The organism is Nocardia sp. NPDC056611 (assembly GCF_042792755.1).
GTDB lineage: Bacteria > Actinomycetota > Actinomycetes > Mycobacteriales > Mycobacteriaceae > Nocardia.
The window spans coordinates 641,917-667,505 of record NZ_JBHTVV010000003.1; the positions used below are offsets into that span (position 1 = coordinate 641,917).

Below are 25,589 nucleotides of genomic sequence, written 5' to 3' on the forward strand. Positions count from 1 at the left end.
TGGACGAGCGCGATCATCGCGCCCGGGCTGCCGGCCATCGTGGCCTCGAGCGGTATCCGCCGGCGGGAATCGGAGTGGCGGCGATGACGGGGGAGCCTCGCGCCGGATCGGTGGATCGGGAGCCGGACGCGGCGCCGGAGGTGCTGGATGCCCGGCTGGTGCCCGCGGCGGTGTGCGGTTGGGGCGCGACGGTTGTCGCCGTGGTGGCGGGGTGGCAGGCGGGCATCGGGATCGCCGCCGGATGCGTGGTGGCCGGGCTGGGGGTGTCCGCCCTGGCTGTTCGACGCGCTCGGGCGGGCCGGGTCGGTGGGGTGGCCTGGGTCGTGTTGGGGGCCTTGCTGATCGGGGTGGGATTCGGGCTGGCGGGGGCATGGCGCGCGCATCGGGTGCAGGAGCATCCGCTGGGCGCGGTGCGGGCCGGGCAGCGGGTCGTGGCGGTGGTGGAGCTGGGGGAGGACCCGAAGCGATTGTCGGGCAAGACGTTCGGTGGTCCGACAGTGATGGTTCGGGGCGAATTGGTCGAGTATCGGGTGGGCGGACGGATCGTGCGGGCGGGTGGTGCCGTCACCGTGCTGGCTCCGGCGGGCGGGTGGCGGACGCTGATGCCGGGGCAGCGGGTGGAATTCGGTGCGCGCGTGGGGCGTCCGTGGCGGGCCGATCTGACGGTGGCGGTGCTGCGGGCCGACGGTGCTCCGGTCGCGGCGAGTACGGCGCCGTGGTGGCAGCGGGCCGCCGGACGGATGCGCGATGCCTTCGGCGGTTCCGCTCGTCGAGCCCTCTCGGATGACGCGGCGGGGCTGCTGCCGGGTCTGGTGATCGGTGACACCTCGAGTCTGACCGAGCACGTGCAGGAGAACTTCCGCGAGGTGGATCTGGCCCACCTGTTAGCCGTCAGTGGCGCCAATGTGACGATTCTGCTTGCGGCGGTGCTGGTTTCGATGCGTGCGCTCACGGTGGATCCGCGGGTGGGGGCGGTGGCGGCGGGCGCGGCGCTGGTCATGTTCGTGATCCTGGCCCGGCCGTCACCGAGCGTGCTGCGGGCCGCGGTCATGGGGGCGATCGCGCTGCTCGCGGTGTGCACCGGGCGCAGGAAGCAGGCGCTACCCGCGCTGTGCGCCGCGGTCATCGGGCTGCTGGCGTGGTCGCCGGGGTTGGCGGTGGATGCCGGGTTCGCGCTGTCGGTGCTGGCCACGGCCGGGCTGATCGTGATCGCGCCGGGCTGGTCGGAATGGCTTCGGGCGCACGGCTGGTGGCGGATTCCGGCGGATTCGTTCGCGGTGGCCGCCGCGGCTTTCGTGGTGACCACCCCGCTGGTGATCGCCCTGACCGGCCACCTCAGTCTGGTGGCCATCGTGGTGAACATGCTGGTGGAGCCGGTGATCGCGCCCATCACCATCCTGGGGGCGCTGGGTGCGGTGCTCGCGGTGGTCTGGTCGCCGCCCGCCGCCGTGGTCATCCACTGCACCGCGCCGCCGCTCTGGTGGCTGCTGACCGTGTCCGACCGCGCCGCGGCGCTGGGCGCGTCGGTCACCGTGCCCACCGGATTGCGGTCGGGTCTGGTCGCGGCGGTGGTGTGCGGGCTGGTGCTCGCGGGGTTGTCGGGGCGGACTCGTAGGATCGTTGCGTGAACCAGCGACCCGCGCCCCTGCATCTCGTGCTCGGTGAAGAGGAACTGCTGATCGAACGGGCGGTGGCGGCGATCACCGCACAGGCTCGGGCCACCACCGCGGATCCCTCGGCGCTGCCGGTGGATCGGCGGCGGGCGGGCGACGCCAGCACCCCGGAATTGGCGGAGCTGCTGAGCCCCTCGCTGTTCGCCGAGGACCGGGTGATCGTGCTGGAGTCGGCGGCCGAGGCGGGCAAGGACGCGGTCGCGGTCATCCAGGACGCCGCGTCATCACCGCCGGAGGGCGTGGTGCTGGTCGTGCTGCACAGCGGCGGCGGGCGGGCCAAGGCGCTCGCACCGGCCCTGCAGAAGATGGGCGCGGTCGTGCACAACTGCGCGAAACTGACCAAGGCGGGGGAGCGGGTCGAGTTCGTGCGCAACGAGTTCCGGGCCGCGAATGTGAAGGTGTCCGCGGACGTGGTGCAGGCCCTGCTCGAGGCGGTCGGCTCGGATCTGCGGGAACTGGCCGCCGCCAGTTCACAGTTGGCGGCGGACACCGGCGGCAAGGTGGACATCGCGGCGGTGCGGCAGTACTACTCCGGCAAGGCCGAGGTGACCGGATTCGAGGTCGCGGACCTGGCTGTGTCGGGGGACCGCCCCGCGGCCATGGAGGCGCTGCGCTGGGCCATCGACCGGGGCGTGCCCGCGGTGCTGCTCGCCGACGCCCTCGCGGATTCGGTGCACACCATCGCGCGCGTCGGATCGGCCGGGCGCGGGGACCCGTTCAAGATGGCGGGCGACCTGGGCATGCCGCCGTGGAAGGTGAAGAAGGCCCAGGGGCAGGCGCGCGGCTGGACCGGCGCGACGATCGGCGCGGCCCTGCAGGTGGTGGCCGGACTCAACGCCGATGTGAAGGGGCAGGCCGCCGACGCGGATTACGCGCTGGAGCACGCGCTCTCGCGGATTCTGGATCTGCGCGAGAGCGCCTCGTAGGCACCGGATAGAGCGGCTGGGCACCGGAAGAGCGCCCTCGTAGGCGCGGCGGGAGCGCCGCGCCTCAGGGGATCAGGCCTCGGGCTTCCAGATGATCTTGCCGCCCTGGAAGTCCTGGGCCTTGCCGCCCTCGTAGTCGTACTCGTCGCCGCTCGGGAAGCCGTAGCGGCCGTTCTCGGCGCCATTGCGCACCCAGGTGTCGCGGATCGCGCCCCACACGATGTGGGTGCCCGTCTTCTGGGTGGAGTAGATCGCGCCGCCCTCGAACAGCTGGATGTGGGTCGAGGAGCTGTTGGTCTTGTTCTCGTCGGCGATGGGGAAGCCGAGCGGGCTGTTCTCCCAGCCGACGGAGGCGAACTTGTCGCGGATCACGCCGCTGAGCACGTGGGTGCCCGAACCGACCGACCAGTAAATGGACCCGCCCTGGAAGTGCTGGAACCGACCGGGCTTACCGGTCTGACCCTCGTCGGTGACGGGGTACTTCAGCGAGCCCGACTCCGCGCCGGTGCCACGCCACTTGTCGCGAATGGCGCCGCCGATGGCGTGCGCGTCGGTGGCCGGGGTCCAGTAGATGGAGGCGTTGTTGACGAACTCCTGCTTCTTGCCGCCGCCGGCCGCGTCGGTCTCCGGAGTGGTCGGGTCGCCGAAGAACTCCGGCCCGCCCGCCCGGTCGTATTCGGCCTCGATGGCCCCGCCCACCTCGAACGGGCCGATGGGCCGCGCGGTCGCGACACCCATTCCGGTGGTCAGCGCGACCGCGGCCACGCCGGCGGCCAGCGAGCCGCGGGTCCAGAAGGAACGGTTGTCACGCAGCGATGCCAAGAGAACTCTCCAGTACAGGTGTCGATGTCACCCCGACGGTGTCGCAGCCATCCTGCTGCGTGCCGCCGAAGTCAGCAAGTCTCTCCGACACAGTCGACAACACAACGGTTCCCGTTACAGGCGTCACAACTGATCTCGCGCCCATGGGGTAACTGGCCGGGTACGCCCACAATTGTTTCGGCTGTCAACCGCCGGCCCGCATGCATGGCGGTCAACGGCACTGAGCCGTGCGCTGAAGTCCCGGGGAGGCGGTACAGCAAAAACCGCCGTGGTCTTCGTGGCCACGGCGGCTATTCGAGAGCATGATCCGGTAGCTACTACCGGAGTCGGATCAGCCGAGCTTGTTGAAGGCCAGCGAGATCGCCGACTTCTTGTTGGCGGCCTGGTTGGCGTGGATGACGCCCTTCGAGGCGGCCTTGTCCAGGCTCTTGCTCGCCGACTGCATCAGCTCGAGCGCCTTGTCCTTCTCGCCCGCAGCAGCGGCCTCGCGGAACTTGCGGATCGAGGTGCGCAGCGCGGACTTCACCGACTGGTTACGCTGGCGCGCAAGCTCGTTGGTGCGGATCCGCTTCATCTGGGACTTGATGTTGGCCACGCCGGTTCCCTCGTGTTCCTTCGTTTGGTGTGTATGCGGGATGCAAAGTCTTCGTGCGCACTACGAGATGGGTAGTCGCAGCACCGACCGTCGAGGCTACCAGGCAAGGTGTCGAGGCACGAAATCGGCCCGGTCCGCGACATGGCCGAAACCAGAAATTTATCCCCGTCCAACTGCGCGTTGCCCCTGCGTGATGGACCATTTTTGCATGGCCGCGCTCACTCCCGCCGCACTCGCTCCCGCCGGGGTGTTCGCTGGCTATCAGCCCGGACGCTATCACCGCGCCTACGACGAGATGTTCGATTCCGCGGGCCGGCCGCGCGCCCCCTACCGGGGCATATTCAATGCTCTGGCCGCCATCGACGCCGAGGACCTGGCCGCCCGCGCCGAGGCGCTGGACCGCGCCTTCGTCGATCAGGGCATCACGTTCTCGCTCTCGGGTCAGGAGCGGCCCTTTCCGCTCGACCTGGTGCCCCGGGTGATCGCGGCCACCGAGTGGACCAAACTCGAGCGCGGCATCAAGCAGCGGGTGCGCGCCCTGGAGGCCTTCCTCGCCGACGTCTACGGCGAGCAGACCATCCTCCGCGACGGCGTCATCCCCCAGCGCCTGGTCACCTCCTGCGCCCACTTCCATCGCGAGGCCGCGGGCCTGGTGCCGCCCAACGGCGTCCGCATCCACGTGGCCGGAATCGACCTGGTGCGCGACGAGCACGGCGATTTCCGTGTGCTGGAAGACAATCTGCGCTCCCCGTCGGGCGTCTCCTATGTGATGGAGAACCGCCGCACCATGGCCCGGGTGTTCCCGGACCTGTTCGCCTCGCACCGGGTGCGCGCGGTCGGCGACTACCCGGCCCACCTGCTGCGGGCGCTGCGGGCGGCGGCCGCCCCCAACGAGGCCGACCCGACCGTAGTGGTGCTGACCCCGGGCGTCCACAACTCCGCCTACTTCGAGCATTCGCTGCTGGCCCGGCAGATGGGCGTGGAACTGGTCGAGGGCCGGGACCTGTTCTGCCGCGACAATGTCGTCTACATGCGGACCACCGCGGGGGAGCGGCAGGTGGACGTCATCTACCGCCGCATCGACGACACCTTCCTCGATCCCATGCAGTTCCGGCCCGATTCCATGCTCGGCGTGGCGGGCATCCTCAACGCGGCCCGCGCGGGCACCGTGGTGCTGGCCAACGCGGTCGGCAACGGCGTCGGGGACGACAAGCTGGTCTACACCTACGTGCCCGCCTTCATCGAGTACTACCTGGGCGAGAAGCCGATCCTGCCGAACGTCGACTCCTACCGCTGCTGGGAACCGGCCGAACGCGACGAGGTGCTCGACCGGGTGGCGGAACTGGTGATCAAACCGGTGGAGGGCTCCGGCGGGTACGGCATCGTGATCGGCCCGGCGGCGGGCCCGCGTGAGCTGGAGGCGACCCGGCGCAAGGTGCGGGCGAATCCGCGCGGCTGGATCGCCCAGCCGGTGGTGCAGTTGTCCACCGTGCCCAGCAAGATCGACGGCCGCCTCGCGCCCCGGCACGTGGACCTGCGCCCGTTCGCGGTCAACGACGGCGACGACATCTGGGTGCTGCCGGGCGGGCTGACCCGGGTGGCGCTGCCCGCGAACTCGCTGGTGGTGAATTCCAGTCAAGGGGGCGGTAGCAAGGACACCTGGGTGCTGTCCCCGAGAACGTCTGTGGCGCAACGGGAATTGGCGGGCTCGGAGCTGGTCGGCGAATTACATCTGGCCCCGGAAAGAGACCAATCCAGAGAGCCCTCGGTGATGCGGGCCAAACAACAACAGCAGTGAACAACAACAGAATTCGTTGAGGCTGAGCTCACAGTTCGCGGCCCGTCTCGTTCTGGACTGAGTGGAGCGGGGGAGCGAAGCGGAGGAGCGGAGGGAGGGAAGAACGAGACCTCCAGGGCCGCGAACCCGCCGGAGCGAAGCGGAGGCAGATAGGCAGAGAATCATGTTGGCGCGCAATGCCGAATCCTTGTTTTGGATCGGGCGTTATGTCGAGCGTGCCGAATATACGGCGCGCATTCTGGATGTCGCGGTCCATCAGCTTTTGGAGGAAGCCACCGTCGATCCGGATCGGACTTCGCGAGTTCTGCTGCGGGTATTGGGCATCGGACCGCCCGACGCGGAACAGGAATTGGATGTCTGGTCGGTGACGGAGTTGGTGGCTTTCGGCCGCGACGGCGGCTCGATCGTCGATTCCATCAGCCGGGCGCGCGAGAATGCCCGCGGCGCACGGGAAGTCACCTCCACCGAAATGTGGGAATGCCTCAATGCCACCTTCAACGGCCTGGCCGCGGCCGAACGGGCGGCGCGGGCGCTGGGGCCGCACGAGTTCTGCCACTACATCACCGACCGCGCGGCCATGTTCGTCGGACTCTCCGATTCCACCCTGAGCCGCGACGACGGCTACCGTTTCCTGCTGCTGGGCCGATCCATCGAACGCGTGGACATGACCGTGCGCCTGCTGCATTCGCGCGCCGGGGACCGCACCTCGTCCCCGGCGTGGGTGACGGTGCTCCGTTCGGCCGGGGCCCACGACCCGTACCTGCGCACCCACCGCGGCGTGCTCGACGCCAATCAGATCGCGGAATTCATCCTGCTGGACCGCCTGTTCCCGCGGTCGGTGTTCCATTCGCTGCGGGTGGCCGAGGCCTGCCTGCAGGAACTGGATCAACGGCCCAACAGCCGGTTCGCGGCCCGCCACGAGGCGCACCGCCTGCTCGGGCGGGCGCGCAGCGAGCTGGAGTTCCTGCCCTCGACGGTACTGCTGGAGGACCTGCCCAGCCGGCTGCTGTGGTTGCAGCAGACCTGCCGCGAGGTGGGGGAGGCCGTGGCGCTGCAGTACTTCCACGCCGAGTCCTGGGTGGCGTGGACCGGCCTGCACGGACGTGCGGCCGAGCGGATGGAGGAGCCGGCGTGAACGAGGAAACAGCATGAGCTGGCGCATGCGGGTGGTGCACACCACCGGATACGTGTACGACGCGCCGGTCACCCGGTCGTTCAACGAGGCCCGGCTCACGCCGCGCGCCGACAGCCGGCAGAACGTGATCCTCAATCGCGTCGACACCGTGCCGTCCACCCGGTCCTACCGGTACACCGACTACTGGGGGACCGCCGTCACCGCCTTCGACCTGCACGCCCCGCACACCGAACTGGAGGTGACCAGCGCGTCGGTGGTCGAGACCGAGCCGTTCGCGGGCCCGCCCGAGGAGCTGTCCTGGGAGGAGCTGCGCGACGACGCCATCGGCGACCGCTTCGACGAACTGCTGGAACCCACCGAGTTCGTGCCCCGGGCGCGGCGGCTGGCCTCGGTGTCGCGGCAGCTGGCCCGCGGCGTGCCGCCCGCCAAAGCGGTTGTCCGCGCTGCCGAATGGGTGCACCGGGAGATGAACTACCTGGCCGGGACCACCTCGGTGCACACCTCCGCGGTGCAGGCGTACGCCGAACGGCAAGGCGTGTGCCAGGATTACGCGCACCTCACGCTGCTGCTGTTGCGCGGCATGGGGATTCCCAGCCGGTACGTCTCCGGCTATCTGCACCCCGACCCGGCGGCCGAGGTGGGCCACACCGTGGCGGGCCAGATGCACGCCTGGGTGGAGGCCTGGACCGGGCAGTGGTGGGGCTACGACCCGACCAACAACATCGCGGTCACCGAGCAACACGTCTCGGTCGGTGTCGGTCGTGATTACGCGGATGTGCCCCCCTTGAAAGGTATCTTCAGCGGAAGCGGCTCGACCGATCTCGACGTGGTGGTGGAAATAACCCGCCTGGCCTGAGGGTTCCGGCTCGCGCCGCTCGCTCTACACCGGTGCGTTGTCCATGCAAGCGGAAGGTAGCCGATGTCTCCCACAGCTCAGGAAGTCGCCGAGGATCTCACCGACCTACAACCACCCACCCTGGGGCGCAAGCTGTTCGCTGAGGCGCTCGGCACGTTCGTGCTGGTCCTGGGCGGTGTCGGCACCGCGGTGCTGGCCGGGAGCCGGGTCGGCGCGCTCGGTGTGGCACTGGCCTTCGGTCTGACCCTGTTGTTCCTGGTGTACGCGATCGGCCCGATCTCGGGCTGCCACGTGAACCCGGCGGTGACCGTGGGCCAGCTCCTGCTGGGCCGGGTGAACATCGTGGTCGCGGCGGGCTATTGGGTCGCGCAGATCGTCGGCGGTCTGATCGGTGGCGCGGTCATCTACGCCATCGCCAAGAACCTGCCGTCCTACGACCGCGCGAAAGACGGTCTGGGAGCGAACGGCTGGGGCGCGCACAGCCCGTCCAAGCTGACGCTCGGCGAGATCACCGTCAACGGCTACGGCCTGGCGGCCGCCATCACCGTCGAGGTGATCCTGACCGCGCTGCTGGTGTTCGTGGTGCTGGCCTCCACCGACCAGCTGTCGGACGTGCCGCTGGCGGGTCTGTCGATCGGCTTCACCCTGGCCGTCATCCACCTGATCTCGATTCCGGTGGACAACACCTCGGTGAACCCGGCCCGCAGCCTGGCGGTGGCCTTCTACCAGGACGGCGCGCCCGCGCAGCTGTGGGTGTTCATCGTGTTCCCGCTGATCGGCGGCGTGCTGGGCGCGCTGGTGTACAGCCTGATGTTCGGCCGCTCGCGCAACATGATCAGCTGAGCATCGGACTCGATCCGGCCCCCGTTCCGTCCCGGAGCGGGGGCCGGTCGCTTGTTCGGGAAAGCCCTAGTGCCAGTGGTATTCGGCGCACAGCCGGTGCGCGACCTTGTCGAAGGTCTTGCGCGGCACGATCGCGCCCTCGCGGCGAATACCCATCTCGGGCACGTCCAGCACGCGGTCCAACCGCACCCAGCTGTCACGGCCCTCGTGATCCCACGGCCCGTTGCCGATGCCGACCCAGTTGTCGTGGCGCGCGTGATCGGCGTTGGAGGACAGCATCAGCCCGAGCAGCGTCCCGCCGTCGCGGCCCACCACCAGCACCGGCCGGTCCTTGCCATTGTCCGGGTCCTCCTCGTAGGGCACCCAGGTCCACACGATCTCACCCGGGTCGGCGCGCCCGTCCAGCTGCGGGCTGTAGACGATCATCCGCGCGCGCTCGTGTGACGGCACCCCCGCCGAGGAGGTCGGCCGCACGTTCACCCCCGGACCCTTGCGCGGCGTCCCCACCGCCTTCAGCGCGCGATCCCACACCGTCGACTGCCGCACCTTGCCGATCAACTTCGGCGCCTGCTGCGTGACGAGCTGGGTCCCCTGCTCCTTAGCCACGATCCCCAACTGCTTCCCCAGAGCGTTCCACCTGCCGGCCATGACACCGCAGCCTAACGGCGGAGACCCCGATTCTCATCCGCAGTGGATTCGCCTGCGGCGACGGGTCGTTCACGCCCGGGGAAGACCGGGGCGAGGACATCGGGCCCAACCCCGTAGACTTGCCGGTTGACATGCCGCTGTTTCGCCATGCCGAGGAGTGACTCCGATTAGCAGCTTCGCCGACAAGACGTTCACCGATCCCAGCCGGATCAGGAACTTCTGCATCATCGCGCACATCGACCACGGGAAATCGACCCTGGCCGACCGGATGCTGCAACTCACCGGTGTGGTCGAGGAACGCGCCATGCGCGCCCAGTACCTGGACCGCATGGATATCGAGCGGGAACGCGGCATCACCATCAAGGCCCAGAACGTGCGGCTGCCGTGGAACGTCGACGGGGAGGACTACGTCCTGCACCTGATCGACACCCCCGGACACGTCGACTTCACCTACGAGGTGTCGCGGGCGCTCGAGGCCTGTGAGGGCGCGGTGCTGCTGGTCGACGCCGCGCAGGGCATCGAGGCGCAGACCCTGGCCAACCTGTACCTGGCCATGGAACGTGATCTCACGATCATCCCGGTGCTCAACAAGATCGACCTCCCGGCCGCGGACCCCGACCGCTACGCCGCCGAGATCGCGCACATCGTGGGCTGTGAGCCCGAGGACGTGCTGCGGGTCTCCGGCAAGACCGGCGTCGGCGTGCCCGAGCTGCTGAACAAGGTGATCGCGGAGATCCCCGCCCCGGTGGGCGACTCGGAGGCGCCGCCGCGCGCGCTCATCTTCGACTCCGTCTACGACACCTATCGCGGCGTCGTCACCTACGTGCGTGTGATCGACGGCAAGCTGACCCCGCGCCAGAAGATCAAGATGATGTCCACCGGCGCGCAGCACGAACTGCTCGAGATCGGCATCGTGTCCCCGGAACCCAAGCCCACCCAGGGACTGGGCGTCGGCGAGGTGGGCTACCTCATCACCGGTGTGAAGGACGTCCGCCAGTCGAAGGTCGGTGACACCGTCACCACCGCCCGCGACGGCGCGACCCAGGCGCTGGCCGGCTACCAGGAACCGCGGCCGATGGTCTACTCCGGCCTCTACCCGGTCGACGGCTCCGACTACCCGGATCTGCGCGACGCCCTGGACAAGCTGCAGCTCAACGACGCCGCGCTGACCTATGTGCCGGAGACCTCGGTGGCCCTGGGCTTCGGCTTCCGCTGCGGCTTCCTGGGCCTGCTGCACATGGAGATCACCCGCGAGCGCCTGGAACGCGAGTTCGGCCTCGACCTGATCTCCACCGCGCCCAACGTGATCTACCGCGTGGTCATGGAGGACGGCACCGAGCACATCGTCACCAACCCGTCGTTCTGGCCCGAGGGCAAGGTGCGCGAGACCCACGAGCCGATCACCAAGTGCACGGTGATCGCCCCGAGCGAGTTCGTCGGCACCATCATGGAGCTGTGCCAGGCCCGCCGCGGCGAGCTGCTGGGCATGGACTACCTGTCCGAGACCCGCGTGGAGATGCGCTACACGCTGCCCATGGCGGAGATCATCTTCGACTTCTTCGACTCGCTGAAGTCCCGCACCCGCGGCTACGCCTCGCTCGACTACGAGGAGGCCGGTGAACAGCAGGCCGACCTGGTCAAGGTGGACATCCTGCTGCAGGGCGAGGCGGTCGACGCCTTCTCCGCCATCGTGCACCGCGACGCCGCGCAGGCCTACGGGCACAAGATGACCACCAAGCTGCGCGAGCTCATCCCGCGGCAGCAGTTCGAGGTGCCGATCCAGGCGGCCATCGGCTCCAAGATCATTGCGCGCGAGAACATCCGGGCGATCCGCAAGGACGTGCTCGCCAAGTGCTACGGCGGTGACATCAGCCGTAAGCGCAAGCTGCTCGAGAAGCAGAAGGAAGGCAAGAAGCGCATGAAGACCATCGGTCGCGTGGACGTGCCGCAGGAGGCCTTCGTGGCGGCGCTGTCGACCGACTCGGCCTCGGACAAGAAGAAATAGCCGACTCTCCGGGCTCCCGTGCCCCGCTCCCTGTTGGGAGCGGGGCACAGTACTAGAGGGGGCGGGTTGGAGTTGGATCCCGTGCCTCGCTGCTACCAAGGGTGCGGTGCCGGAGCGGGTTGGAGTTGGATCCCGTGTCCGGCGCCCCCTCAGGGAGTGGGGCAGAGTAATTGGGGGCGGCGCGCTGTTCTCGGGTGCCGTGGCCGGGGGGGATAGGGTGGGGTAACTTCCGGTCGGCCGGTCAGAGCGCAAGGTTCGGTATGCAGGTCCAAAATGGGGCTTCCGTCCGGATTCGCAGGGTGACAAGCTGTGTGGCACACCGTTGAGCGCACCATCTCCTACCTGGTGGATGTGACAGACCGGTTCTCCGGAAATAGGGTGTGAAACGAGTTTGGTCCGGTGGCCCGCGTACGGTGCCGCCGGAGCCCTGAGAGCGGAGCCAGCATGACACGTGATCTGCCCTTCGACGATGCTTCCGGCGCCGATGAGAACGACGGTGACGCCGCCTACCGCATTGCCAACGGTGTCGCGCGCGTGGCTCGGGGCGGTGCGTATGTGACCGGTGGCGCGCTCATCGCGGCCGGCGGTAGCCGCGGCGGATCGCCCGCGATCAACCACGACAGCAAGAACGTCGGCTGGTCGCAGGCCGAGGACCCGCAGCCGAACGTGCCCAGCCCGACCGTCACCTTCCCGGACCTGACCCCCGACTCGCTGCCGCAGCACCACGGTCCCGTGGTCGCGCCCGTCAACGGCGCCTTCGGTCCGCTCGGCGAATACCACGGCACCGACGCCGGACTGTTCCCCTCGCTCGACGCCATCCCCGCCAACGAGCCCTCGCACGCCGGCTTCCACGGCATGGGTCTGCCCGACACCGACACCGGCGCGTCCCTGTCCGGCTTCCCGACCTACGGGCCGCGCCCAGGCTGGGGTCTGCCCATGGACAGCGACCAGCCGACGGAATCGGAACCGGCGCAGGAGAATTCGCAGCTGCCCTCGCTCGAGCAGCCGCACCTGCCGGGCCTGCCCGGCTTCGCGTCCGGCCTGCCCGGTTTCGGGCTGCCCGGCTCCGACGGCATGCACCTGCCCGGCATGGGCGCGACCGGCCTGGTGCCCGATCACCAGCCCGGCCTGGCCGATCACTCCGGCGCGTTCGACGGCATCGGCGCGGGTGCCGGTCAGGGCGGCACCGGCGTCTTCCTGGGCACCGACTGGGCCTTCGACGCCCACATCGGCCTCGACGGCGTGTGGTTCCACTCCAACCTCAAGGCCGACCTGGGTGTCGGCGCGGTCGGCAACCAGCTCGACGCCTACAACCAGCAACTGGGACAGGGGATTTCGCACATTCCGGCGAACACCACCCTGCCCGACAACGGCGCGCCCGCCACCCCGGGCACGTCCACGCCGCAGTCCGCGCAGCCCGCCGACAAGTCCGGCGCCACCACTGCCGCCGGCGTGAACGGCGTTCCGGGACACGGTGTTTCCGAGCCGTCGTCCGCCGCCCCCGGTGCCGGTGCGCCGGGCTCGGCGTCGCCGGTCGCGCCCTCCGGTGCGCCGCTGGCGTCCCCGGCCGCTCCCGCCGCGCCGGCTCCCGCGCCGGGCCTGTCGCCCGCCGCGCCGGTGGCCCCCGCGCCGTCGAACCCGATCGCGCTCACCACGATCGCGCCCACCCCGGCCGCGCAGCCGATGCCGCCCGCGCCCGCCCCGGTGCCGCCGGTCGCCACCGCGCCCGCCGCGCCCGTGTCGGTCGTGCCGCTCGCGCCGGTGTCGGTTCAGCCGGTCGCGGTGACGCCGTTGCAGACCACCATCCAGCCCGACGCCGCCAACCAGCCGATCGCGAATCTGCTGACCACGCACGGCGGTCCGTCGCCGCTGACCGCGCCCGCGTCCGTCGCGCCCGCCCTGTTCGATCACGGCCGCACGCCGGTGCTGGCCAATGGCGACGCGTCCGCGCCCGGACACCAGCCGACCACGCTGGCGACCAAGCCGGTCCCCGCGGCCACCCCGGCCCCGACCGTGCCGCACGCCACCCCGCCGACCAAGGTCGATCACGGCCCCACGCTCACCGTGCCGCCGATCCCGACCAAGATCCCGGGCTTGGACGACCTGACCAAGGGCCTGGACACGCCGTCGACCATCAAGCCGGTGACCCCGCCGGTGAACACCGGCGACACCGACCTGCCCACCAAGCCGCACTCGCCGTCCGACGACAACACCGGGACCCGTCCCACCGTGCCCACGGTCACCGTGCCCGACGATCCGACCCCGCATCAGCCGACCGTGACCGTCGCGCCGCGCCCGACCGCGCCGACCGTGCCGACCCAGCCGTCGGTCCCGGATCACGGTGGGCAGCCCAGTGTTTCGGTCGCGCCGGTGCCGACCGTCGCGCCCGCGCCGACGATGCCGTCGCCGATCACCACCGCGCCGCACATCGACCCGCCGACCCAGGTGAAGCCGATCGCGGACCAGTACGCCCCGGTCGTGCACGCGCAGCCGGTCTCCGCCGTTCTCCCGGTGCATGATTCGGTCCTGCCGGTTCAGGACGCGTCGTACGGCGTGCATGATTCGGTGCTGGCCGTGCACGATGCGGGCCTGCTGGTGCACGACGCCGGTCTGTTCTCCGGCCTCGGCGACGCCGGGTACGCGGACCTTTCCGCGCAGGGTCCGGGCGATCACATGCTGCTGCTGTGAGCGCACCGGGTCATCAGGTAGCGGTGAAGAATCCCGATGCGCTGGGTCCGCTGGTCGAGCTGCTCGACCGGCTGCTCGAACTGACCCATGCCTCCGGCCGGCTCGATCTGACCGGCCGGCTGGGCATTGCCCGTGCTCGCCTGACCGATCCGCGGGTGCGGCTGGTCGTGGTGGGTGAATCCCGTTCCGGGATGAGCACATTGGTGAACAGCCTGGTCGGGGCCGCGGTGAGTGCCACCGACGGGCAAGCCAGTGTCCCGGTGATCGCCGAGTACGGCCCGCAGGCCGCGGCCACGCTGGTGAAGGCGGGCGCGGGCGGCACTGCCCAGCGCACCGCCGTCGACCCGCAGTCGGCGCTGGCGGAGCTGGGGTCGGGCGAGGTCATCCGGGCCGAGTTCACCCAGCCCAGTCCGCTGCTCGCGGAGGGCTTCGTGGTGCTGGACGCGCCCGGCTCGCCCGAGGACTCCCCGGCCACCTGGTCGCTGATCGCGGCTGCCGACGCGGTGCTGTACGTCGCGGACGCGCGCGCCCCGTTCACCCCGGCACAGATCGAGCAGTTGCAGCGCGTCCAGCAGGTGTGCCCGACGGTCGTCTGCGTGCTCAACAAGATCGACCAGTATCCGCAGTGGCCGCAGGTGCAGCAGCACGACCGGCAGCTGCTCGACGACGCCGGGCTGGCCTTCGCGGTCGCGCCCGCCTCGGCGCGGCTGCACGCGCACGCCACCGCCAACGGCGACCAGCGCCTGGATCTGGAATCCGGTGTGCCGCAACTGCTCGATCATCTGCGCGCCCACGTGCTGGGCCGCGCGGACGCCGTCGCGGTGGAGGCCGCGGTCCGCGATATCGGGCTCATCACCGACCACCTGTCGCTGGCGCTGCGCAGCGAGGCCGAGACGCTGCGCGATCCGCGCCGCCTGACCGTGATCACCGAGCAGCTGCGGCGCACCCGCGAGGAGGCCGAGCAGCTCCGCCAGCGCACCGCCAACTGGCAGGTCACCCTGGCCGACGGCGCGGGCGAGCTGATGGCCGACACCGAACACGATCTGCGGCACCGGCTGCGCAGCCTGATCCGCGACGCCGACGCCGACATCATGAAGGGCGATCCGGTCAAGGGCTGGAACGACTTCGGCGCGGATCTCGACGCCAAGATCTGCGAGGCGGTGGAGGAGAACTTCGTCATCGCCCACTACCGCTCGGTGGAGCTGGCCGAGCAGGTGGCCGCCAAGTTCCCCGAGAGCGGCATCCCCACCCCGGATCTCAAGCTGGACAATCCCGGCGATGTCGGCGCGGTGCTGGAACCCGTCGCGGCGCTGGACAAGCTGGACAGCGCCAAGCTCGGCATCACCGCCCAGGTGCTGACCGCGCTGCGCGGCTCCTACGGCGGCCTGCTCATGGTCGGTCTGATCACCAGCCTGCTGCACATGTCGCTGGTGAACTGGTACTCCGGCGGCGCGGCCATCCTGCTGGGCCTCAATGCCCTGTGGGACGACCGCAAGGCCCGCCGCGCCCGCCGCCAGGCCGAGGCCAAGGTGGCGGTCGCCCGGCTCATGGACGACGTGATCTTCCAGGTGAGCAAGGAGTCCCGCTACCGGCTGCGCGCGGTGCAGCGCAGCCTGCGCGACCATTTCACCGAGATCGCCACCTCGACGCTGCGGTCGGTGGACGCCTCGCTGCGCGCCGCCGAGGAAGCCGCCACGGTGGGGTCCGGCGCGGGCCGGGAGGCGCGGCTCACCGAGATCGAGCGATCGCTGGTGCGGCTGCGCGATATTCGCGAGACCGCCGACGGGATCGGCGAAAGGTCTTCGTACTGAGAGAAATCGGCCGCGAGAGCGGCCGATTTCCTTGTCACGGTGGTCTTCTCAGCGTCCCGGGTGCGCCGGATGGAACTGACCGGTGTGCTTGGACTCCTCGGCCCGGATCACGTGCATGACCGCGTTGATCAAGGCCAGGTGGGTGAACGCCTGCGGGAAGTTCCCCAGGTGCCGCCCGGTGCGCGAGTCGATCTCCTCGGCATACAGCTTGAGCGGGCTGGCGTAGCCGAGCAGCCGCTCGCACAGCTGCCGGGCCCGTTGCAGCTCACCGATTTCCACCAGCGCCGACACCAGCCAGAACGAGCAGATGGTGAACGAGCCCTCCTCGCCGGACAGCCCGTCGTCGGTGGTCTCGGTGCGGTAGCGCAGCACCAGGCCGTTCTCGGTGAGGTCGTCGGCGATGGCGAGCACGGTGGCCCGCACCCGGTGGTCGTCGGGCGGCAGGAAGCGGGTCAGCACCACCAGCAGCAGGGAGGCGTCGAGGGTGTCGCTGCCGTAGCTCTGGGTGAACACGCCCTGGGCGTTGACGCCGTTGTCGAGGATGTCGGCGCGGATCTCCTCGGCGATGTCGTGCCACTTCTTGGCGTAGTCCATCTCCCCGTGCAGCTCGGCCAGTTTCGCGCCGCGGTCCAGCGCCACCCAGCACATCACCTTGGAGGAGGTGAAGTGCTGCGGTTCGCCGCGCACCTCCCAGATGCCGCGGTCCGGATCGCGCCAGCTCTCGATCGCGGCCTGCACCTGCCGTTCGAGCATGGGCCACAACGTTTCCGGCACCTGCTGGCGTGACTTCACGTGCAGGTACACGGAATCCAGGATGGTGCCCCAGATGTCGTGCTGTTCCTGGTTGTAGGCGCCGTTGCCGATGCGGACCGGGCGCGCACCGTCGTAGCCGGACAGGTGCGGGAGTTCGGATTCGGTGATCCGGCGTTCCCCGCCGATGCCGTAGAGCACCTGCAGCGACACCGGTTTCCCGTTGTCGTCGGTGGCGGCGTCGTGCAGGAAGGCGAAGAAGTCGTCGGCCTCGCGGTCCAGGCCCAGGGTGTAGAGGCCCCACAGCGCGAAGGTGGAGTCGCGCACCCAGGTGTAGCGGTAGTCCCAATTGCGTTCGCCGCCTGGGGTTTCCGGCAGCGAGGTGGTGGCCGCCGCGAGCAGCGCGCCGGTGGGCGCGTAGGTGAGGCCCTTCAAGGTCAGCGCGCTGCGCTGCAGGTAGCCGCGCCACGGGTGATCGGGGAAGCGGCCCAATGTGATCCACTGCCGCCAGCATTCGGTGGTCTGCCACATCTTGTCCGCCGCCTCGGCGAAGTTCTGCGGCGGCGGCAGATCCGACCAGGACAGCGCCACGTAGACCTGGTCGCCCTCCTTCATCCGGGTGCGGGCGCGCGCCTCCCGGCCCTCCAGGCCCAGGCGCAGATCGGTGGTGAGGGTGAGGGCGGGCGCGCCCTCGATCTCGCAGGTGGCCTGCGCCTGCTCGTAGACCGTGCCGCTGTAGGCCCAATTGGCCGGGCCGCGGTGGTACTCGAAGGCGGGTTCGCAGCTCATCTCCAGCTCCACCACGCCGTTCACGCATTTCACGGTGCGCAGCAGCATGTGCTCGGCGTCCCAGTCCATGGGGGTGCGGCGGTGGCTGCGGCTGCGGGACCGATTGTTGTGCCAGGGTCCCAGCACCAGGGCGTCGCGGACGATGAGCCAGCCGGTCTCGGTCTGCCAGGTGGTCTCGACGATCAGGCCGCCGGGCAGATAGCGGCGCGCGGCCGGCACATTGCGGCCGTAGGGGCCGATCCGGAAATGCCCGGCGCTGCGGTCCAGCATGGCCCCGAAGACGCTGGGGGAGTCCGGGCGCGGCACGCACATCCACTCCACCGCGCCGTTGCGGGCGATGAGGCAGTTGGTCTCGCAGTCGGACAGGAAGGCGTAGTCGTCGATGGGCGGGAACACCGAGTGGTGCATCCCGCCCACCGCCGACGGCAGGTAAGCGTCGGACGGAGAGGGGTCCGTCGTGGCCAGCGGGTCTCGTGGGGCTTCGAGCGACTCGGGTTCGTCGTACGACTCCATGACATCAATGATCGTTCCGAACAGCCCGAATCGTCCACCACGACGTTCGCGGCCTAGGCTGGGGTCGTGCATGCGATCGCAGGATGGTGGGACGGTGTGGAACTGTGGGTGGCCGGGCTGCCCTTCGTTCCCCAGTTCGCGGTGGTGCTGGCGGCCATGGTGCCGGTCTGCCTGGGCATCGCCTACCTCCTCGACCGGATCCTGCGCCTGGTGCTGCACGTGCTCGGCCGCGATCGGATCGCCGCCCGCGAGGCCACCGTGACCACCGCGCAGCCGCGCCGCATCCGGAAGGAAGCCGCCTGACATGCCGCGCTCTCGTGTCCAGCTCGCCCTGATCGCACTACTTGTTCTCGTAGTCGTCGCCTGGTTGTTCACTCGCTGAGCGAGTTTCGGTACCGCTTCGGCGAACTCTGGGCGTACTGTGCTGACCCATGTCGACTACCGATGAAGGTCTGGAACTCGTGCTGTCCGACGAGGACTTCGAAGACGAGCCCCGTCTGATCGCCACCCACTACGCCGGTCCCGAAGAGGCCCTCGAGATGGTCAGGGCCGCCCAGCTGCTGGGTCTGGGCGTGCGCCTGAGCAACCGCATCCGCCCCGACGAGGAGGATGCCGAATCCGCGACCGAGGAGTGGATCCTCGACATCCTCGAGACCCCGCCGGTGGTCGAGGGCGACGAGTAACCCGAGGGCTTATCGCCGAGCGAGAAGCAGGGGTCCGGGGCCGATGCCCCGGACCCCTTTTCTCATTCCTTGTCCTCGCTCATTCCTTGTCCTCGTTGCCCTCGCCGCGCAGCCGCTTGCCCAGCTTCGACAGCGTCTCGCCGACTTCCTGGCCCACCGTGGTGACCGTGGCCCCGACATCGCGGCCCAGGTTGCGCACGGTGCGGATCAGCGGGTCCTCCGACTGGTCGAAGCTCTCCTTGTACGACCGCGCCGCGTGCTTGATCTCCTCGCTGATGCGCGCGTCCTTGTCCTGTTCCCGGCGCGGGTACTGCCCGTCCAGGACGCGGTTGTACTCGCCACTCGCGATCCAGCGCCGCAGCTCGGCGGCCCGCAGCACCGAGAACGGGTGGCTGGCCAGTTCCAGGTTCAGCAGTTTGAGCACGCCGTCGCGCAGGTCGCCCGCGCGGTCGTAGTCGTCGGCCTGGGTGAGGAAGGCCGCGTGGCTCATCTCGTCCACCCGGGAGCCGCCCGCGAGCTTCATGTGCACTCGCACCGACGCCTCCACGTCCTGCCCGACCAGCAGTCCGGCCCGGTCGCCGGACAGCTCGGACTTGCGGCTCCACTCCATCAGCGCGGCCACGATGGCGCGAACCGCCCAGCCGCCCACCGGCATCCAGCCGATGCCGTCGGCGATTCGCATGAGGTGCATGAGCATGGTCCGGTAGACCGCGTGCCCGGACAGCGCGTGCCCGAGCTCATGGCCGACCACGAACCGCAGCTCCTCGTGGTCGAGCAGATCGAGCAGGCCGGTGGTCAGCACGATGAACGGCCGGTCCATGCCGATGGTGAAGGCATTGACCTCGGGCTGCTGCAGCACGAACATCTCCGGGGTGCGCTGCGCGTCGAGGATCTTGACCGCGTCCGATCGCAGCTGGTGGAGGTTCGTGAACTGCCGCTCGTCGACGCGCACCGCGGTCGCCAGATACATGAGCCGATGCTGCCGCTCCTGCAGCAGACCCGAGAGGGTGCGCAGCAGGGTGTCGAAGCCACTCAGCTGCCGCAGGCCGACCAGTGCGGTGCGGTCGGCGGGATGCTCCCAGGCGCGAGTGGAGATGCCCGGGAAGTCCCGGCGGATACGTGCGGGCGCTGTCGTCATGGAATGTCCCCCGTTGGAAAGTCGCAGTCTCGATACAGTCTGCCGTGTGCGACCAGGGTTGTGCTCGAGACGATTTCAAACCGCCGGAGATTAGCGGCCTGACGTGCACCTCTGCTAAAGTCGCCCCGTGCTGTCGAGCGTTGTTCCCCAGGTCCGCCATGAATTGGCGTTGATCGCTGTGGGTTGCCTCGCGGTCGCTGACATTCACTGTCGCTGATCGCCTATCGGGCACTGCTGCACGTCTGAGTAGACTTGGCGCGCGCATTTTTCGCAGTTCGTGTTCGTTCCCCCGGCGGCCTTCGGGCCGGAGCGCCACCGTCGCGTATTTCTTCCCGTGACGGGTCTACGGCAAACGTTCATTCCCGCCGGTCGAGGTCCCTTCCGGCGGGTAGCCCGAAAGGTCCACGCCGATGTCCCGCAATATTCGTCTCTCTCGCCGATCTACCTTCGCCGTCGCGCTCACCGCGGTCGCGGCCACCGTGCTCACCGCCTGCAGCGGCGGCGCGGCCGACACCAAGGACGAGGGTGCGGCGGCCGGTGGCGGCGGCAACATCAACCTGTTCGCGTACTCGGTCGCGAAGGCCGCCTACGACAAGGTGATCCCGGTCTACAACAAGACCGACGCCGGCAAGGGCACCCAGTTCCAGGCCTCCTACGGTCCCTCGGGCGATCAGTCCCGCAAGGTGAAGGACGGCGCCGAGGCCGACGTGGTGAGCTTCTCGGTCGAGCCCGACATCACCCGCCTGGTGGATTCCGGTCAGGTGGACGCGGGCTGGAACGCCGACGCGAACAAGGGCGTCCCGTTCGGTTCGGTCGTGGTGATCGCGGTCCGCAAGGGCAACCCCAAGGGCATCAAGAACTGGGACGACCTGCTCAAGCCGGGCATCGAGGTCGTGACCCCCAACCCGTTCAGCTCGGGTGCGGCCAAGTGGAACCTGCTGGCCCCCTACGCCGCCAAGAGCGAGGGCGGCAAGAACGCGCAGGCCGGTCTGGACTACCTGACCCAGCTGCTGGGCCACGTGCACGTGCAGCCCAAGTCGGGCCGCGAGGCCACCGACACCTTCCTGCAGGGCACCGGTGACGTGCTGCTCAGCTACGAGAACGAGGCCATCTTCTCCGAGACCAAGGGTGACCCGATCGAGCACGTCGTGCCCGACACCACCTTCCGGATCGACAACCCGGTCGCGGTGCTCAAGAACGCCAAGAACCTGAAGAACGCCATCGCCTTCCGCGACTTCCTCTACACCAAGGACGCCCAGAAGGCCTTCGCCGAGGCGGGCTTCCGTCCGGTCGACCCGCAGGTGCGCGCCGACAACGCCAAGAGCTTCCCGACCCCGCAGAAGCTGTACACCATCGACGACCTCGGCGGCTGGAAGACCGTGGACAAGGAGCTGTTCACGCCGAACACCGGTTCGGTGGCGCAGATCTACGACAAGGCCACCAAGTAGCCGGGTGACCTGCGACACAAGCGATACTCGACACTGTGAGTGACAGCAGCTCGAACGCCGGGACCGAGAGCGGTCCCGGCGTTTCGGTAGACGACAAACCCCGCCCGACGGCGGGTAGGGGCCGGATCCGGTCCTGGTTCCGGGTGACCGGGTCGGTGGGCCCGCTCGGCATCGGCACCTCGGTGCTGTGGCTCAGCATCATCGTGCTGCTGCCGCTGGCGGCGCTGACCGCCAAGTCCCTGGAGAACGGCTGGTCCGGTTTCTGGGACGCGGTGACCGCGCCCGCGGCCCTGGACGCGCTGAAGGTGACGGTCCTGGTGTCGGTCATCGTCACCTTGATCAACGTGGTGATGGGCACCCTGATCGCGTGGGTGCTGGTGCGCGACGAATTCCCGGGCAAGGGGATCGTGAACGCGCTCATCGACCTGCCGTTCGCGCTGCCCACCATCGTGGCCAGCATCGTGCTGCTGGCCCTGTACGGCCCGCAGTCGCCGTTCGACATCCACCTCAATGCCACCCAGCCCGGTCTGGTGGTGGCGCTGGCCTTCGTGACGCTGCCGTTCGTGGTGCGCGCGGTGCAGCCGGTGCTGATCGAGGCGGACAAGGATGTGGAGCAGGCGGCCGCGTCGCTGGGCGCGGACAACTGGACCACGTTCCGCACCATCATCCTGCCGACGCTGGCCCCGGCCATCGTGAGCGGTTCGGGCCTGGCCTTCGCCCGCGCGATCGGCGAGTACGGCTCGGTGGTGCTGATCGGCGGCGGCATTCCGAAGAAGACCCAGATGGCCTCGCAGTACATCCAGCAGCAGATCGAGGTGGACCGGCCGGTGAACGCCGCCGCGGTCTCGGTGGTGCTGCTGGCGATCTCGCTGGCGACGCTGTTCGTGCTGCGGGTCACCTCCGAGCGCTTGGCGCGCCGGGAACAGGAGTCCTAGATGAAACTCGGTTTCTGGACGCGGATCTCGCTGCGCACGGTGGCGCTGGCGTACATCTTCGTGCTGCTGCTGGTGCCGCTGGGCATCATCCTGATGCGCACCTTCGAGCGCGGCATCGGCGCGTTCTTCGATTCGATCTCCACGCCCGCCGCGGTCTCGGCCTTCAACCTCACCATGCAGATCGTGGCGATCACGGTGCCGGTGAATGTGATCTTCGGTGTGATCGTGGCGCTCGCCCTGGTGCGTGGCCGATTCCCCGGCCGCAATCTGCTGCAGGGTGTGGTGGATCTGCCGATGGCGACGTCGCCGGTGGTGGTGGGTGTCTCGCTGATCCTGCTGTGGGGCGCCCACGGCTGGTTCGGCGGGCTGGACAGCCACGGCCTGAAGATCATCTTCAACCTGCCGGGCATGGTCATCGCCACCATCTTCGTGACGCTCCCGTTCGTGGTGCGCGAGGTGGAGCCGGTGCTGCACGAGATCGGCGACGATCAGGAACAGGCGGCCGCCACCCTGGGCGCGTCCGGCTGGCAGACGTTCTGGCGCATCACGCTTCCGGCGATCCGCTGGGGCCTGACCTACGGCATCGTGCTCACCGTGGCCCGCGCGCTCGGTGAGTTCGGCGCGGTGATCATGGTGTCCACCGGCCTGCCCGGAAAGTCACAGACCCTCACCCTGCTGGTGAACGGGCGCTACGTGAACGATCACAACACCTTCGGCGCGTACTGCGCGGCGACCCTGCTCATGGGCATCGCCCTCGTTGTCCTTCTGCTCATGACCCTTCTAGAACGCAAGCGGGGCACTGCCAAATGATCACCGTGACCAATGCGAACAAGCGATACGGCACGTTCGCCGCTCTCGACGACGTCAGCCTCGACATCCCCTCGGGCGAGCTGACCGCGCTGCTGGGTCCGTCCGGTTCGGGCAAGTCCACGCTGCTGCGCTCCATCGCGGGCCTCGAGACCCTCGACGGCGGCATCGTCACCATCGCGGGCAAGGACGTCACCAATGTGTCGCCGCAGAAGCGCGATATCGGTTTCGTGTTCCAGCATTACGCCGCGTTCAAGCACATGACCGTGCGCGACAATGTGGCCTTCGGCCTGAAGATCCGCAAGCGGCCCAAGGGCGAGATCAAGAAGAAGGTCGACGACCTGCTCGAGATCGTCGGCCTGGACGGCTTCCAGCACCGGTATCCGGCGCAGCTGTCCGGTGGTCAGCGTCAGCGCATGGCCCTGGCTCGCGCGCTCGCGGTGGACCCGCAGGTGCTGCTGCTGGACGAGCCGTTCGGCGCGCTCGACGCGAAAGTCCGTGCGGACCTGCGCACCTGGCTGCGCCGGCTGCACGAGGAGGTGCACGTCACCACCGTCCTGGTCACCCACGACCAGGAGGAGGCCCTCGACGTGGCCGACCGGATCGCGGTCATGAACAAGGGCCGCATCGAGCAGGTCGGCAGCCCGGAGGACGTGTACGACCGGCCCGCCAACGAGTTCGTCATGTCGTTCCTGGGTGCGGTGGCCAAACTGAACGGGCATATGGTGCGGCCGCACGACATTCGCGTCGGCCGGGACCCGAGCATGGCGCTCGCCGCGCACGAGGGCACCGCGGATTCCTCCGGCGTCACCCGCGCGACGGTCGAGCGCGTGGTCCGGCTGGGCTTCGAGGTGCGCGTGGAGCTGCGCAACGCGGCCACCGGTGACCTGTTCACCGCGCAGGTCACCCGTGGTGACGCGGAGGCTCTGCACCTGGCCGAGGGCGAGACCGTGTACGCCCGCGCCACCCGGATCCCGGAGCTCCCGGTCTCGTAAGTTCGTCCCGTATAAGCGATTTCGGCGAGAAGTCGCGACACGCCCAACTCGTCAAAAACCTGGCGAGTCGCTCTGACGAGGTCCGCCGCGCCGCACGCTGCCGTAGCGTGTGGCGCGGCTGTGCCTGTTCGTTCCAGAGGGGAATACGCGGACGTGACGAGTGCGGGTGGCGTACGGGTCGGGATCATCGGGGCCGGTATCGCGGGCTTGGTGACGGCGAAGGTATTGCGCGACGACGGCTTCGAGGTCGTCGTCTTCGACAAGGAGACCGCCGCGGGCGGGGTGTGGATCGAGTCGCGCACCTATCCGGGGTTACGCACCAACAACTCCCGGGCCACCTACGCGTACTCCGATCATCCCTACCCGGAATCGGCCGATGTATTCCCCACGGCCGGGCAGGTGCGCGACTACCTGGCCTCGTACGTGGAACGCTTCGGCCTGTACCGCTACCTACGCCTGGGCACGGAAGTCATCCGGGTTTCCGAGGCGGGCAAGGGGTTCGAGGTCGAGGTGGTCGGGCCCGACGGGGTCGAGACGCTCGCGTTCGATTTCGTGGTGGTGTGCGCCGGAACCTTCTCCGAACCGAATATTCCAGATATTCAGGACAGCAACCTCTTCCGCGGTGTGATCGCCCACTCCAGTCAAGCCCTGGAACCCGCCGCTTTCGCGGGCCGGCGCGTGGTGGTCGTGGGCGCGGGCAAATCCGCGCTCGACTGCGCCGCCTGGGCCGCCGAACGCGCCCGCGACTGCACCCTGGTGTTCCGCAAGCCCTATCCGATGCTGCCGCGGTTCATCGGCGGACAGCCCTCGGACCAGCTGTACCTCAATCGATTCTCCGAGTCGTTCTTCCGCTACCACCGGCTCAACCGGGTCGAGGGGCTGCTGCACGGCCCGGGCAGACCATTGACCGAGCTGGTCTGGCGGTACCTGAAACTCCTGATGCGACTCTCGTTGCGGATGCCGCGGATCATGGTGCCCGAGCCGCCGCTGCCCGCCGGCGTCGAACACGGCGGCGTCAGCGAGGAGTTCTACCGGGAGGCCCGGCGGGGGCGGATCCGATTGCGGCGCGGCCACATCGCGCGCTGCACCGGCGACGCCGAGCTCACCCTCGACACCGGTGAACGGCTCGCCGCGGATCTGGTGGTGTTCGCCACCGGCTGGCGGCAGTCGCTGCCGTTCCTGGACCGCGAACTACGCACCGACGTCCTCTCCGACGGCCGATTCCTGTTGTACCGGCACATCCTGCCGCCGGAGCATCCGCGCCTCGGGTTCATCGGGTACGGGTCCTCCACCGCCTGCCAGCTCTCCGCGGAGGTCTCCGCGCACTGGCTGTCCCAGCACTTCCTCGGCGAGCTGGAGCTGCCGCCCGCCGCCGAGATGCACCGCGAGATCGACCGGGTCGGCGCCTGGCTGGCCGAGGTCATGCCCGCGCGGCCCGAAGGCTATTACGTCGGGCCCTACGTCTCCCACCACATCGACGATCTGATGGGCGACATGCGATTGCCGGTGCGGCGCACCGACAATTTCGTGTCCGAGTATTTCGACACCTTCCTGCCGGGCCGCTACGCCGACCTCACCGAGGAACGCCTGCGGGCGCGGGAGGCGCGGCGCACCAAGTTCCGGCACCGCCGTCCGCGCTATGTGAGTGCGGGACAGTCGCTCGGTGGCATCGCGGCGCTCACGGTCGGGTACGCCTGCCTGCGGCGCTTGCGCGGGGGCGCCGCGTAAGCG

General features: G+C 69.2%; 22 protein-coding genes. 17 read left to right on the forward strand and 5 right to left on the reverse strand.

Annotation, left to right across the window (positions count from 1 at the left end):
* The first annotated feature begins 83 nt into the window (after positions 1-83).
* Positions 84-1,628, forward strand: a complete 1,545-nt coding sequence (locus tag ACFRAQ_RS19425) for a ComEC/Rec2 family competence protein (RefSeq protein WP_379101400.1) — start codon at positions 84-86, stop codon at positions 1,626-1,628.
* Positions 1,625-2,599: a DNA polymerase III subunit delta gene (holA, locus tag ACFRAQ_RS19430; protein ID WP_357279569.1), complete on the forward strand. Its 975-nt coding sequence runs from the start codon at positions 1,625-1,627 to the stop codon at positions 2,597-2,599. Before ACFRAQ_RS19425 ends, holA begins: the two co-directional genes overlap by 4 nt.
* Positions 2,600-2,671: 72 nt before the next feature.
* On the opposite strand, the gene ACFRAQ_RS19435 is transcribed toward holA, so the two are convergent.
* Together ACFRAQ_RS19435 and rpsT are read right to left on the reverse strand one after the other, a co-directional pair.
* A complete protein-coding gene (locus tag ACFRAQ_RS19435) occupies positions 2,672-3,421 on the reverse strand; it encodes an LGFP repeat-containing protein (RefSeq protein WP_379101403.1) in 750 nt (249 codons plus the stop codon).
* A gap of 331 nt (positions 3,422-3,752) precedes the next feature.
* Complete coding sequence (rpsT, locus tag ACFRAQ_RS19440) at positions 3,753-4,016, reverse strand: 30S ribosomal protein S20 (protein ID WP_357090009.1); 264 nt, start codon at positions 4,014-4,016, stop codon at positions 3,753-3,755.
* Positions 4,017-4,224: 208 nt separating this feature from the next.
* On the opposite strand from rpsT, the gene ACFRAQ_RS19445 reads away from it, so the two are divergent.
* The 4 genes from ACFRAQ_RS19445 to ACFRAQ_RS19460 all read left to right on the forward strand — a co-directional run bounded on the left by ACFRAQ_RS19445 (position 4,225) and on the right by ACFRAQ_RS19460 (position 8,648).
* Positions 4,225-5,814 carry a circularly permuted type 2 ATP-grasp protein gene (locus ACFRAQ_RS19445; protein WP_379101406.1) on the forward strand — a complete coding sequence of 530 codons (1,590 nt, stop codon included), beginning with the start codon at positions 4,225-4,227 and terminating at the stop codon, positions 5,812-5,814.
* Between the two features lie 163 nt (positions 5,815-5,977).
* Entirely contained in the window at positions 5,978-6,949 is a 972-nt protein-coding gene (locus ACFRAQ_RS19450; RefSeq protein ID WP_379101408.1) for an alpha-E domain-containing protein, read from the forward strand.
* A gap of 13 nt (positions 6,950-6,962) precedes the next feature.
* Positions 6,963-7,805 (forward strand): transglutaminase domain-containing protein, encoded by an 843-nt coding sequence (locus ACFRAQ_RS19455; protein WP_379101410.1) that lies wholly within the window; start codon positions 6,963-6,965, stop codon positions 7,803-7,805.
* Positions 7,806-7,868: 63 nt separating this feature from the next.
* Positions 7,869-8,648 carry an aquaporin gene (locus tag ACFRAQ_RS19460; RefSeq protein ID WP_357279557.1) on the forward strand — a complete coding sequence of 260 codons (780 nt, stop codon included), beginning with the start codon at positions 7,869-7,871 and terminating at the stop codon, positions 8,646-8,648.
* A 66-nt stretch (positions 8,649-8,714) separates the two neighbouring features.
* Here ACFRAQ_RS19460 and ACFRAQ_RS19465 read toward each other — a convergent pair whose 3' ends face one another.
* Positions 8,715-9,296: a type II toxin-antitoxin system PemK/MazF family toxin gene (locus ACFRAQ_RS19465; protein WP_379101413.1), complete on the reverse strand. Its 582-nt coding sequence runs from the start codon at positions 9,294-9,296 to the stop codon at positions 8,715-8,717.
* A 157-nt stretch (positions 9,297-9,453) separates the two neighbouring features.
* On the opposite strand from ACFRAQ_RS19465, the gene lepA reads away from it, so the two are divergent.
* From lepA to ACFRAQ_RS19480, 3 genes are all read left to right on the forward strand, one after another.
* A complete protein-coding gene (gene lepA / locus ACFRAQ_RS19470) occupies positions 9,454-11,301 on the forward strand; it encodes a translation elongation factor 4 (RefSeq protein WP_379101415.1) in 1,848 nt (615 codons plus the stop codon).
* Between the two features lie 444 nt (positions 11,302-11,745).
* Complete coding sequence (locus tag ACFRAQ_RS19475; protein WP_379101417.1) at positions 11,746-13,989, forward strand: hypothetical protein; 2,244 nt, start codon at positions 11,746-11,748, stop codon at positions 13,987-13,989.
* Positions 13,986-15,800 carry a hypothetical protein gene (locus ACFRAQ_RS19480; RefSeq protein ID WP_379101419.1) on the forward strand — a complete coding sequence of 605 codons (1,815 nt, stop codon included), beginning with the start codon at positions 13,986-13,988 and terminating at the stop codon, positions 15,798-15,800. The genes ACFRAQ_RS19475 and ACFRAQ_RS19480 overlap by 4 nt, the downstream gene beginning before the upstream one ends.
* A gap of 48 nt (positions 15,801-15,848) precedes the next feature.
* On the opposite strand, the gene ACFRAQ_RS19485 is transcribed toward ACFRAQ_RS19480, so the two are convergent.
* A complete protein-coding gene (locus ACFRAQ_RS19485; protein ID WP_379101421.1) occupies positions 15,849-17,852 on the reverse strand; it encodes a glycoside hydrolase family 15 protein in 2,004 nt (667 codons plus the stop codon).
* Between the two features lie 66 nt (positions 17,853-17,918).
* Between ACFRAQ_RS19485 and ACFRAQ_RS19490 the strand changes: the two genes are divergently transcribed.
* Both ACFRAQ_RS19490 and ACFRAQ_RS19495 read left to right on the forward strand, forming a co-directional pair.
* Positions 17,919-18,155 (forward strand): hypothetical protein, encoded by a 237-nt coding sequence (locus ACFRAQ_RS19490; RefSeq protein WP_357089983.1) that lies wholly within the window; start codon positions 17,919-17,921, stop codon positions 18,153-18,155.
* Positions 18,156-18,283: 128 nt separating this feature from the next.
* Positions 18,284-18,535, forward strand: a complete 252-nt coding sequence (locus ACFRAQ_RS19495) for a hypothetical protein (protein WP_379101424.1) — start codon at positions 18,284-18,286, stop codon at positions 18,533-18,535.
* A 79-nt stretch (positions 18,536-18,614) separates the two neighbouring features.
* On the opposite strand, the gene ACFRAQ_RS19500 is transcribed toward ACFRAQ_RS19495, so the two are convergent.
* On the reverse strand, positions 18,615-19,673 hold the full coding sequence (locus ACFRAQ_RS19500) for a M48 family metallopeptidase (protein WP_379101426.1): 1,059 nt from the start codon (positions 19,671-19,673) through the stop codon (positions 18,615-18,617).
* Between the two features lie 127 nt (positions 19,674-19,800).
* Here ACFRAQ_RS19500 and ACFRAQ_RS19505 point away from each other — a divergent pair, with 127 nt between their 5' ends.
* From ACFRAQ_RS19505 to ACFRAQ_RS19530, 6 genes are all read left to right on the forward strand, one after another.
* The gene (locus ACFRAQ_RS19505; protein ID WP_357096386.1) at positions 19,801-19,890 is read left to right on the forward strand and encodes an Ms4533A family Cys-rich leader peptide; all 90 of its coding nucleotides are present in this window, start codon (positions 19,801-19,803) and stop codon (positions 19,888-19,890) included.
* A 193-nt stretch (positions 19,891-20,083) separates the two neighbouring features.
* The gene (locus ACFRAQ_RS19510; RefSeq protein ID WP_357193197.1) at positions 20,084-21,121 is read left to right on the forward strand and encodes a sulfate ABC transporter substrate-binding protein; all 1,038 of its coding nucleotides are present in this window, start codon (positions 20,084-20,086) and stop codon (positions 21,119-21,121) included.
* Between the two features lie 35 nt (positions 21,122-21,156).
* Positions 21,157-22,056: a sulfate ABC transporter permease subunit CysT gene (gene cysT / locus ACFRAQ_RS19515; protein WP_379101429.1), complete on the forward strand. Its 900-nt coding sequence runs from the start codon at positions 21,157-21,159 to the stop codon at positions 22,054-22,056.
* Entirely contained in the window at positions 22,057-22,866 is an 810-nt protein-coding gene (gene cysW / locus ACFRAQ_RS19520; RefSeq protein WP_357096380.1) for a sulfate ABC transporter permease subunit CysW, read from the forward strand.
* The gene (locus tag ACFRAQ_RS19525) at positions 22,863-23,858 is read left to right on the forward strand and encodes a sulfate/molybdate ABC transporter ATP-binding protein (protein WP_379101432.1); all 996 of its coding nucleotides are present in this window, start codon (positions 22,863-22,865) and stop codon (positions 23,856-23,858) included. Before cysW ends, ACFRAQ_RS19525 begins: the two co-directional genes overlap by 4 nt.
* A gap of 153 nt (positions 23,859-24,011) precedes the next feature.
* On the forward strand, positions 24,012-25,586 hold the full coding sequence (locus tag ACFRAQ_RS19530) for a flavin-containing monooxygenase (protein WP_379101439.1): 1,575 nt from the start codon (positions 24,012-24,014) through the stop codon (positions 25,584-25,586).
* Positions 25,587-25,589: the final 3 nt, after the last annotated feature.